The sequence below is a fragment of the Chitinophaga sp. OAE865 genome, from assembly GCF_040546735.1.
GTDB classification, from domain to species: domain Bacteria; phylum Bacteroidota; class Bacteroidia; order Chitinophagales; family Chitinophagaceae; genus Chitinophaga; species Chitinophaga polysaccharea_A.
In genome coordinates this window covers 6,746,203-6,757,887 of record NZ_JBEPOF010000001.1, presented here as the reverse complement: position 1 = coordinate 6,757,887, position 11,685 = coordinate 6,746,203, and the positions used below count along the sequence as shown (strand labels likewise).

The window sequence follows — 11,685 nt, the reverse complement described above, 5'->3', positions numbered from 1 at the left end:
GAATATCGGTTATAATATAAGGAAAGAACCATATTTTCGTTTATACGTTATCATCATCTGCTTTAGATCCGTAATTCGTTATTTTTTATGCGTCTTCTTCTTGCCATTACGCTGTTTTCCTTTTCCCTTTCTTTATCGGCGCAACAATTCGGAGGTAACCCACCTTCGCTGAAATGGCAGCAGATCAACACCGATACGGTGCGGGTGATCTTTCCCCATGGCATGACTGCCCAGGGAGAACGAGTGGCCGGCCTGGTCCACTATCTTAACCGTTATACCCGTTCCTCCATCGGCGGGCTGCAAAAAAAAGTAAGCATCGTACTACAGAATCAAACCCTGCAATCCAACGGATATGTACAACTGGGCCCCTTCCGTTCTGAATTTTATCTTGCACCACCGCCTAACTCGCTGGACCTCGGCTCCCTGAACTGGGTAGATCAGCTGGCAGTACACGAATACCGGCACGTGTTACAGAATATGAACTTCCGGCAGGGAGTATCCAAAGTTTTTTCTATTCTCGGCGGACAACTGGGACAGGCGGCCATAACCAATATTGCAGTACCTAACTGGTTCTGGGAAGGAGATGCCGTGGTGATGGAAACAGCGTTGACGCCACAGGGCAGGGGAAGGCTGCCAGGTTTCTTCGATGGCTTCCGCAGCCTTTCACTGGCAGGTAAACGTTACGCCTATATGAAAATCCGCAATGGTTCCTATGTGGATTATGTGCCGGATCACTACCCACTGGGCTACCTGATGACTACCTACGGCCGGGAGCATTACGGCCAAACTTTCTGGAAAGATGTGACCAGCGATGCGGTCCGTTTCCGCGGGGTATTTTACCCGTTATCGCATAGCCTGAAGAAAAGAACAGGCATGAACGTAACCGGCTTTTATAATGCCATGCTGAAAGAATACCAGCCGCTGTGGAACAGCTACGCCGCAAGGCCGGACACTACACCGGCGCAGCCTCTGCTGCCGGTAGCAAAACCGGTGACCAACTATAACTATATATACAGTGCCGGAAAAAACGAATGGGTAGTATTAAAAAATGCCTGGAACAAAGTACCGGGTATTTACCGCCTGGATGCTACAGGTAAAGAAAGCCTGTTGGTACGCCCGGGTATTTTATATGACGATTTCTTCAGTTACCGGAATGGGCGTATCGCCTGGGCCGCTGCCCGCTTTGATGCCCGCTGGGGTTGGAAGGATTTTTCAGTGATCAGGGTATGGGATAACGCTACCGGGCATACGAAAACAGTTTCTCCGAAGGGGAAAGTCTTCTCCCCGGACATCAGCGAAAACGGGGAGCACGTAGTAGCCGTATCTATCACCACCGCTATGAAATACAGCCTGCAACTGATCAACACACGTACTGCAGCAGTGGAGAAGCAACTGCCCAACCCGGAAAACTGGTACTATACCTATCCCCGTTTTGCTGAAAGAGAACAGGCGGTGATCAGCGCGGTAAGGAATAGTAAGGGAGAGATGGCGCTGGTACGGCAATCGCTGGCTACGGGAGAAAGCACAGTGCTTACGCCTTTCAGTTATACCGTAATAGGCATACCGGTGGTGAGCGGCGATACGGTTTATTTTACCAGCGGACTGAAAGATGTGAATAACGTATATGCCATCACGTTATCAGACAGGAAAACATACGAAGTGACCGACAGGGACAACAGTGCGCTGCATATGGCAGTAGACCAGTCCGGCGACAGCCTCGTTTTCAGTGAATTCACCGTGAAGGGATACAAGCTGTATCATGCAGCGCTGAACAAGGCGCCCTGGGAACCGGTAGATGTAAGCGGGAACAGGCGCAGTGCCTGGCTGCAGCCTCATTTTAAGGAAGGCGGTAACATCCTGGAGCTGGCGCATGATTCCCTGCCAGTAAAAAAATACCCCCAGTTCACCCGCCCGTTTAACTTCCACAGCTGGGTGCCCTCCTTTAATGATCCGGATTACAGCATATCACTGATAGGGGAGAATATACTGAGCACTACCTCTACCAGTATCGGCTATACGTATAACAGGAATGAAGGAAGTTCTGATATTGCCGCCGCCTTTACTTTCGCGGGATGGTTCCCTGTACTGTCTGTTGGGGCGGATTATACCATTAACCGTAACGGCCTTGATCAGAACCGGCAGCGTGTGTACTGGAATGAGGCCACCGCGCATGTGGGCTTCAGCGTTCCGTTGAATTTCTCATCGGGCCTTTACAGCCGTAGTCTGTCTTTCGGCAGTAATTACAATATCCGTCATCGTTATCTCGATGCCAGGTATAAAGGAAACGACCTGCAATTCCTGACTAACACCATCATCTTCAATAACCAGCGGATCAAAGCAGTACAGAACATTTATACACACTTCGGGCAGTACCTGGCGGTGCAGTATAACAGCTCCGTAACGGGTCTGTATGCAGAGCAGCTGTACGCCAGGCTGGATCAGTATTTACCGGGATTATGGCAAAATCACAGCCTGGTGTTGCAGGGTGCTTACCAGCAGCGGGACAATGCCTTTAATTATACCTTCACTGATAATTTCGTATATGCGAGGGGGTATAATACACCTTTGTACACCAGTATCTATAAGCTCGGGGCAAACTATCATTTGCCGTTGGCGTATCCCGATTGGGGATTTGCACAGATCCTGTATTTTAACCGCATCAGGGCTAACCTGTTTTATGATTACAGCATGGCCAGGTTTTCCCGTAACAACGTGAATACCAATACCCGCTTTACTTCGGCAGGAACGGAATTGTTTTTTGATACCCGCATAGGGAATGCGTTGCCTTTTACATTCGGCGTGCGTTTCAGTCACCTGTTCGACGAGGATCCGGCAGACAATGCGCAGAACCGGGTGGATTTTATTGTACCGATCCAGCAGTTGTTTAATTATTAGGAAGACAGATCACTTCACGTTTATCTGGATGGATGGGGCTTTGTATAACTTGTCTTCTGTGTATTTGATGATGATCTCATCGAAGTAAAGCACGTCTCCCGTTTGCAGGGTTTCTTTCAGGCTTTTGCTCCATGCGGCAGGCAGGGCGGCCTTCTTGAAATTATCGCCGGTAAAATCTTTGTATATAGCGGGTTGCCCGGTAGTATCATTAAGATAAGGCTCATGTCTTTCATAGGTAAAAGCGAAAGACTGCACCGGGTATTTGATATTCTTTTCGTCGCGCACTATCAGCGCAGAGTCCAGCAATTTAATCACTTCACTTTTTGGGAGGGTATCGCTCAGGTAAATGCCCCAGCTGCTGCGGAGTTTCATGGGTCTTTTACTTGCTGCGGCGGTAGCTGGTTTCTTTGCGGATTGTGCAAATACCGGTGCAACAGCAGTGGCTAATAAGAAACTAAGTAACAGATGTTTTTGCATGATAGTACCGGAGATATAAAAAGATCGCCCGGTATAGTAACGACCGGGCGATCTTAAAAATTATAAGGTCTTTAAACTTTCCTCTATAACAGCAATCTTTGCTTCGGCATCTGCTTTTTTCTGACGCTCTGCGTCCACGGCTTCTGCTTTAGCGTTCTGTACGAAGCGCTCATTGCTGAGTTTCTTTTCTACAGAGGCCAGGAATCCTTTGAGGTATTCCAGGTCTTTGGTGAGTGCTGCTTTCTGGGCGGTAGTGTCCAGTGCGGTTTCTGTTCCCAGGTAGAATTTATCTTTCTGGATCACAAGGGTAATGCAACCTGGCACGGGTTCCTGTACATAATGAATGGCTTTTGCATTCACCTGTTTGGCGAGCATGCTTTCAATTTGTTTGAACGCGTTATCGTGTTTGGTTTCAATGTGCAGTACGATCGGATCTTTTGGTTTTATCTGGTGTTTATTACGAGCATCGCGGATGCTGCTGATCACTTCCTTGGCCAGCGTACCTTCCAGCAGGGTGGCATGTACCGGCGCCTGCGGTGTGGTGAACTGCTTCATCATCAGGGAATCATCTTCCGCGCGGGTGGTGAGCTGCTGGTATATTTCTTCTGTAATAAAAGGCATATATGGGTGCAGCAGCTGCATCAGCTGTTCGAAGAAGTAAATGGTTTTACGATAAATGGACGCAGGGATCGGTTGTTCAAAACCCGGTTTAACCCATTCCAGGTACCAGCTGCAGAAGTCGTCCCATACCAGGCTGTAAATGGCTTTGAGGCCTTCGCTGAGGCGGAAATCCTTATGCAGTGCCGCTACTTCCGATTGAACTTCATTCAACCTGCTTTCAAACCACTTCACAGCGAAGTTATCTGCAGCGGTGTTGTTATCTTCTTCCTGGCGTTGTTCCCACATCTTCACCAGTTTCAGGGCATTCCATATTTTATTACAGAAGTTGCGCCCCTGTTCACAGCTGGAATCGTCGTACAGGAGGTCGTTACCGGCAGGAGAGGAGATCATGATACCGAAACGAACGGCATCTGCGCCATAGGCATGGATAAGCTCCAGCAGGTCTGGTGAATTACCGAGCTGTTTACTCATTTTACGGCCTTGTTTGTCGCGCACCATCCCGGTGAAATATACGTCGGCAAAAGGTTTTACCTCCTTGTATTCCAGTCCGGCCATGATCATACGGGCTACCCAGAAGAAGATGATATCCTGCCCGGTTACCAGTACGGAGGTAGGGTAGTAGTAATTGATATCTTCATTATCCGGTTGGGATATGCCATTGAACACTTCCATTGGCCAGAGCCAGGAGCTGAACCAGGTGTCCAGGCAATCCTCGTCCTGTTTGAGCTCAGCGGCAGACACGGTGATGCTGCGGGCAGCAAACTGCTGTACTGCTTCGGCTGCGGTGGCGGCAACCTCAAAGGAGCCATCAGGCGCATACCAGGCAGGGATTTGCTGGCCCCACCAAAGCTGGCGGGAAATACACCAGTCTTTCACATTTTCCATCCAATATTTGTAGGTCGCCAGGAAGCGGTCGCCGGGATGGATCTTCACATCACCGTTTACCACTGCATCCAGGGCCGGTTTGGCCATTTCCGCCATTTTTACAAACCACTGGGTGGAGATGCGGGGCTCCACTACCGTGTCGGGATTACGCTGGCTGTAACCGAGGCGGGTGGTATATTCCTGCTCCTTTACGAGCAGCCCCTGTTCCGCCAGGGCGGCTACTACTTTTTTACGGGCAATGAAGCGGTCTTCCCCTACAAATACTACAGCGGCCGGACTAAGCGTACCGTCGTCGTTGAGGGTATCCACTATTTCCAGGTTATGTTTCAGACCCAGGTTATAGTCGTTGATATCATGCGCAGGTGTTACTTTCAGCGCACCGGTACCGAATTCTTTGTCTACGTAGGTATCAAATATAATGGGCACGCTGCGGTTCACCAGCGGCACTACAGCAAAGTGTCCTTTGAGGTGGGCGTATCTTTCATCATCCGGGTTTACGCAGATGGCGGTATCGCCCATGATGGTTTCAGGGCGCTGGGTGGCGATGGTGATATATTCGCCGGTAGCAATGCCTTTAGCATCCGTAATGGCGTATTTTACGTGATAGAGCTTACCCTGCAGGTCTTTGTATTCTACTTCTTCGTCGCTCAAAGCTGTTTTGGCCTTGGGATCCCAGTTGATCATGCGCGCGCCTCGGTAGATCACGCCTTTTTTATAAAGATCGATAAAAACGGTGATCACAGCTTTGTAGTAGTGATCGTCCATGGTAAAGGTAACGCGGTCCCAGTCGCAGCTGCAGCCGAGTTTTTTTATCTGGTGATAGATGATATCTCCATATTTATCTTTCCATTCGAAGGCATATTTGAGAAATTCTTCGCGGGTGAGTTGTGATTTTTCGATGCCTTTTTCCTGTTTGAGCATATTTACCACCTTGGCTTCCGTGGCAATGGAGGCGTGGTCGGAACCTGGAACCCAGCAGGCGTTGAAGCCGCTCATACGAGCCCGGCGCACCAGGATATCCTGGACGGTTTCATTGAGGGTATGGCCAAGATGCAGTACTCCGGTCACATTTGGCGGGGGGATGACGACAGTAAAGGGTTGGCGGCCATCCGGTTTGGAGCGGAAGTAGCCTTTGTCCATCCATTGTTGATACCATTTTTCTTCAACCGTTGCAGGCAGGTAATTTTTCGAAAGTTCCATGCTATTCATAATATAAGGTGGCAAAAATAACGGAGATTAGGGAGAGATGGAAATTTAAAGGGCAGGAATCCTTGCCCTTTAAATTGTGTTATCGTTTTGGTTATGCCATCTCTGCGATGATTTCGCAGGTTTGCGCAATCATTTCCGGTGTAACATCGAGGTGGGTGACTATCCTGACCTGTGAGGGGGAAATAGGCATAACGAGGATGCCTTGTTTTTTAAGGTAGTCGGCAAAGAGCTGCGGGGACCAGTCGCCGGTTACTTCAAAAATGAGGATATTGGTTTCCACCGGGAGCATGTGGCCGATGAAGGATTTTTCCAGCAGGGCCTGGGCAATTTGTTTGGCGTGGAGATGGTCTTCGGCGAGCCTGGCTATATTGTTTTCCATGGCATAGATACCGGTGGCCGCCATGAACCCGGCCTGGCGGAGGCCGCCCCCCAATTTCTTGCGGATACGTCTTGCGGCTTTGATAAAGGTTTCGCTGCCCAGCAGAACAGAGCCCATGGGGCAGCCCATTCCTTTGTTGAGGCAAACGGAAATGCTGTCGAACAGTTGCCCGTATGCCTTAGGGGCCTGGCCGGTGGCTACCAGTGCGTTAAAGAGACGGGCGCCGTCGAGGTGCAGTGCTAGCCCGTGTTTTTTGCAAACGTCGCCGATCTTTACCATTTCGTCCCAGTCGTAGCAGCATCCGCCGCCGCGGTTGGAGGTATTTTCAAGACAAACAAGGCTGGTGCGGGCTTTATGTACATCATCCGGGTTGATGGCTGCTTCTACCTGGGTGGCGCGGATCATGCCACGGTCGCCGACGAGGGCATGTACCTGGGCGCCGGAGTTGAAGGCGATGCCGCCTCCTTCATAAATATATACGTGGGCGAGGTTACTGCAAACCACTTCATCCCCTGGCAACGTATGTACTTTAATGGCGATCTGGTTACTCATTGTGCCGGAAGGACAGTACAAGGCTGCCGGTTTGCCAAAGTATTCTGCCATCATGGCTTCCAGTTTGTTGATGCTGGGGTCTTCACCGAAAACGTCATCACCGGTTTCTGCCTGCAGCATCGCCTGTAACATGCCAGGGCCGGGACGTGTAAAAGTGTCGCTTCTAAAGTCAATCATTTTATTGAAAAATTTGCAACGGCTTAACAATTAAATTAGTTAAGATGTTAATTTAAATATGATTCTTTATCAATTGTTAAAATTTGTATAAACCAGCACCGCAGAGGGACTAAAGCACTATAAAATTCCGTTTTAAAACTGTACTTTGTTATATGGCTGGCAAATATAAGAAGGATTTGGTAGAGTGATTGGTTAGCACGATCTTTGCAGACTTATTTCGAAACAAACAATAAAGCGCGGGAAACTTTGTAAGTTAATAATTTTAAAAGTTCCGAACAAAAATTTTCTTTCGCTGTTATTTATTTATAAACCAATACAATTTTTCATATGAGGCAACTTAAAATTGCCACCCAGATCACCAATCGTGATTCGCAGGCGGTAGAAAAATACCTGCAGGAAATCTCGAAGATCCCTTTGTTAACACCTGAGGAAGAGACCGTTTTGGCGCAGCGCATTAAAATGGGCGATCAAAAGGCTCTTGAAAGATTGACTACAGGAAACTTACGTTTCGTTGTTTCTGTTGCGAAGCAGTATCAGCACCAGGGCCTTAGCCTGAGTGACCTGATTAACGAAGGTAATCTCGGCTTGATCAAGGCGGCGCAGCGTTTCGATGAAACCAAAGGTTTCAAATTTATCTCTTATGCAGTATGGTGGATTCGCCAATCCATTCTGCAGGCATTGGCTGAACAGGGTCGTCTTGTTCGTCTTCCGCAAAATAAAATTGGCACTTATAACAAAGCTAACAAAGCTTATATGGCATTTGAACAGGAAAACGAGCGTGAACCTTCTACCGAGGAACTCGCAGAAATCCTGGAGATGTCTGAATCAGAAATTAACAATATTTTCCAGAGCAACACCCGTCACATGTCGCTGGATGCACCCGTGCACGAAGCAGAAGATGTAGCCATGGGCGATTTGCTGGAAGGTGGAGATATTACTGACGATGACGTGATGAGAGATTCACTCCGCGAGGAAATACGCCGGGTATTAAAATCCCTGAGCCCACGCGAAGCTGAAATTGTGAATGCCTATTTTGGTCTGGATGGTGAAAATGGCGCAACAATCGAACAAATCGGTCAGAAATACGATCTGACAAAAGAAAGAATCAGGCAGATTAAAGAACGCGCTATTAAAAGGCTGCAAAAAGCCCGCTATAGTGGCGCCCTGAAATCATACCTGGGATAAAATACCTTTATTCGCTGAGTTAACACTAACGAAAGAATAAATCTACTAATCCTCTTTATTCTATAAGAACACCGGCCTTGTAAATACATGGCCGGTGTTCTTATTTAGTGAACAGCCCTTATTTTTGCACTCATGCGTATACCGCTCTTCTTTATCATGTTCACCATGATCTTTGCCGCCTGCGAGAAAGATATCAGTGTTGCCCTGCCGGTGCAGGAGCCGCAACTGGTAGTGGAAGGCAGGTTTGAAAGCGGGTCTTATCCGGTGGTAATACTCACGCATAGCCTTAACTATTTTTCACAGATAGATCCGGCTGCATTATCAAATGTCTTTGTACATAATGCTACTGTTACCGTTTCCGACGGCAATAGGACCATGACACTGAAAGAACAGTCGATAGATACCGGAGGCATGAAGTTCTTTGCATACCTGCCGGATCTTTCACAACCATCCGGTAACTTCACCGGGAAAGTGCCGGGTACCTATACCTTACGCGTTAACGCTGACAATAAGGCATATGAGTCCGTGACAACTATACCGGCGCGTGGCATGCAGCTGGACTCCCTTTGGTGGACATTAGTGACAGTAGATGATTCTGTAAAGGCCCGCTTATGGGTGAAGATAACGGATGCTCCTGCATTTGGGAACTATGGAAGATATTTTACAAAGCGGAACAGTGAAGTGTTCCTGCCGGGACAGAGCTCTGTGATAGACGATAAGCTGGTGAACGGCACAACATTTGAAATTCCTGTGGACGCCGGGGTAAATAAGAACCTGGACCCGGATGACAGGGAGGATCAGTTCTTTGCACCGGGCGATACCGTTACCCTGAAGTTTTGTAATATTGACAAAGCAACCTGGGATTTCTGGAGAACACTGGATTTCGCTTTCAACAGTAATGGTAGTCCTTTTGCATCGCCCACAAAGATATTAGGGAATATACCCGGCGCATTAGGCTACTGGGGCGGCTATACAGTAACCTATAAAACAATTATTATTAGCAGGTAATTATACATACAGCAAACAAAATGGAAAACAAGCAACAGGAGCATGTGCATTTATTGATCATCGGTTCCGGCCCTGCCGGTTATACCGCTGCTATCTATGCTGCAAGAGCCAACCTTAAACCAGTATTATACCAGGGGATTCAACCCGGCGGACAATTAACCATCACTACTGAAGTCGAAAACTATCCCGGTTACCCCGAAGGTATCCAGGGACCGGAAATGATGGTGGATTTTGAAAAACAGGCTGTCCGTATGGGCGCCGATATCCGCTATGGAATGGCAACTTCCGTGGATTTCAGTAAACAGCCTTATAAAGTAACGATCGACGAAGAGAAGGAAATCACCGCAGATGCGATCATTATCGCTACCGGCGCTTCCGCCAAATGGCTTGGACTTCCTTCAGAGCAACGTTTGAATGGCAGCGGCGTAAGCGCCTGCGCTGTTTGCGACGGGTTCTTCTTCCGTGGTAAAGAGGTGGCTATTGTAGGCGCCGGCGATACCGCAGCAGAAGAAGCGCTTTATCTTTCTAAAATGTGCAGCACCGTGCATATGCTGGTACGCCGCCATGAAATGCGGGCTTCCAAAGTAATGCAGGACCGTGTACTGAAAACCTCCAACATTATCGTGTACTGGAATTCTGAAACAGATGAAGTATTGGGCGAGAACAAAGTGGAAGGTCTTCGTATCCTGAATAACAAAACAGGTGAAAAGAAAGAAATACCGGTGAGCGCGTTCTTCGTGGCTATTGGCCACCAGCCCAATTCCGGTATCTTTAAAAACTACCTGACCCTGGATGAACAGGAATACATTGTTACAGAGCCAGGCTCCAGCCGTACCAGCGTGGAAGGCGTGTTTGCCTGCGGCGATGTACAGGATAAAATTTACCGCCAGGCGGTAACTGCCGCCGGCAGCGGATGTATGGCCGCGCTGGATGCAGAAAGGTACTTGTCGGCAAAAGAACACCACCAATAATAAATTGTAAATGAATAGTGGATCTGTGGGAAAGATATCCCTGCAGATCCATTGCTCATTATGCCTAATTTCCTTTTATGCTTACGATCGCACTCGAACAGGCCACTTTCTATGCTTACCATGGTTTATACCCGGAAGAAACCATTATTGGTAACCACTTCGTGCTGGATGTGGCAGTTCGTATACCCGGTACCGTGCCGGTGGATGATTTATCAGAAACAATTAACTACCAGGGTATCTATGAAGTAGCTAAGGAAGTGATGGCTGTTCCACGGCCTTTACTGGAGGAAGTGGTATATGAGCTAACCGATGCGCTTAAGCAACGGTATCCAGGTATCCAGCACAGCACAGTTACCCTCCGTAAAATGAATCCCCCCATGGGCGCTACTATCCGCAATTCGCTCGTGTCGCTGGAGAAAGACTACTAAGCACTATTTTTTGGGATATGTATGATGTTTCCGTAAATTTATAGCTATAAGTTAATCAACAAATTCTTACGCTGTAAAAACCTGTCCTATGTTGAAACGGATCATGGCAGTTTGCTTTTTATTATCAGCGGTACTGTATGTACAGGCCCAGAGTGTCAGTGAAATGATGGATGAAGCCAGGCAGCTGGAGAAACAAATGAAGGAAAGCGAAGCATTTGAAAAAGATAAGGAAATCCTCAAAATACAACCTGCTGAACTGGATGCCCTGAACCAGGCCAGCCAGCTATGTTCCCGCATCGGCAACCGGCAAAAAAACAAGGAAGATAAAATCAGCTATTTCAATCTTGCTAAAAGCTATGCCCAGCAGGCGCTTAAGGTAAATCCCAACAGCCCCGAATCTAATCTGTCCATGGCCATTGCCATGGGGCGCATGGCATTGATCTCCGGCGCAAAAGATAAAGTAGCTGCCTCCAAGGATGTAAAGAAGTACGCAGAACTGTCTATTAAGTTCAATCCTTCCCTGGCACAGGGTTATCATGTTTTAGGCAAATGGAATTTTGAAGTGGCCAACCTGAATGCCTTTGAAAGAGGTGCAGCCAAAATGCTGTTTGGAGGCTTACCCGATGGCTCGCTGGCAAATGCCATCAGCAATTATGAAAAGTGCCGCCAGCTCGACCCCGCTTTTATTCTCAACTACTACGAACTGGCCCGCGCCTATAAAGCAGATGATCAGCAGGAAAAGGCCATTGAAGTGCTGAAAAAAGCGCTTACGTTACGTAACATCACCCAGGATGATGCCAGCATCAAAGCGGATTGCAAAAAAATGCTGGACGATCTGCAATAACACGGATCTTGTCTGACTCAGGATAATAATGATTTCGCTGATTACACGGATTTT

9 protein-coding genes are annotated in these 11,685 nt (G+C 48.0%); 6 read left to right on the top strand and 3 right to left on the bottom strand.

The window, feature by feature from the left end; genetic code table 11:
- Positions 1–87 precede the first annotated feature (87 nt).
- A complete protein-coding gene (locus tag ABIE50_RS27040) occupies positions 88–2,895 on the top strand; it encodes a BamA/TamA family outer membrane protein (protein ID WP_209865895.1) in 2,808 nt (935 codons plus the stop codon).
- A gap of 9 nt (positions 2,896–2,904) precedes the next feature.
- On the opposite strand, the gene ABIE50_RS27035 is transcribed toward ABIE50_RS27040, so the two are convergent.
- The 3 genes from ABIE50_RS27035 to ABIE50_RS27025 form a co-directional block, all read right to left on the bottom strand.
- Positions 2,905–3,372, bottom strand: a complete 468-nt coding sequence (locus tag ABIE50_RS27035) for a hypothetical protein (RefSeq protein ID WP_209865892.1) — start codon at positions 3,370–3,372, stop codon at positions 2,905–2,907.
- Positions 3,373–3,432: 60 nt separating this feature from the next.
- Positions 3,433–6,078, bottom strand: coding sequence for a valine--tRNA ligase (locus ABIE50_RS27030; protein ID WP_209865890.1), 2,646 nt, complete (start codon positions 6,076–6,078; stop codon positions 3,433–3,435).
- Positions 6,079–6,178: 100 nt separating this feature from the next.
- Positions 6,179–7,195: a threonine aldolase family protein gene (locus ABIE50_RS27025; RefSeq protein ID WP_209865877.1), complete on the bottom strand. Its 1,017-nt coding sequence runs from the start codon at positions 7,193–7,195 to the stop codon at positions 6,179–6,181.
- 327 nt (positions 7,196–7,522) lie between these two features.
- Between ABIE50_RS27025 and ABIE50_RS27020 the strand changes: the two genes are divergently transcribed.
- From ABIE50_RS27020 to ABIE50_RS27000, 5 genes are all read left to right on the top strand, one after another.
- A complete protein-coding gene (locus tag ABIE50_RS27020; RefSeq protein ID WP_012793808.1) occupies positions 7,523–8,380 on the top strand; it encodes a sigma-70 family RNA polymerase sigma factor in 858 nt (285 codons plus the stop codon).
- 132 nt (positions 8,381–8,512) lie between these two features.
- Positions 8,513–9,388, top strand: a complete 876-nt coding sequence (locus tag ABIE50_RS27015) for a DUF4249 domain-containing protein (RefSeq protein ID WP_209865875.1) — start codon at positions 8,513–8,515, stop codon at positions 9,386–9,388.
- A gap of 20 nt (positions 9,389–9,408) precedes the next feature.
- Positions 9,409–10,359: a thioredoxin-disulfide reductase gene (gene trxB / locus ABIE50_RS27010; protein ID WP_209865871.1), complete on the top strand. Its 951-nt coding sequence runs from the start codon at positions 9,409–9,411 to the stop codon at positions 10,357–10,359.
- Positions 10,360–10,436: 77 nt separating this feature from the next.
- On the top strand, positions 10,437–10,787 hold the full coding sequence (gene folB / locus ABIE50_RS27005; RefSeq protein WP_209865868.1) for a dihydroneopterin aldolase: 351 nt from the start codon (positions 10,437–10,439) through the stop codon (positions 10,785–10,787).
- An 88-nt stretch (positions 10,788–10,875) separates the two neighbouring features.
- Positions 10,876–11,631, top strand: a complete 756-nt coding sequence (locus ABIE50_RS27000) for a tetratricopeptide repeat protein (RefSeq protein WP_142687609.1) — start codon at positions 10,876–10,878, stop codon at positions 11,629–11,631.
- Positions 11,632–11,685: the final 54 nt, after the last annotated feature.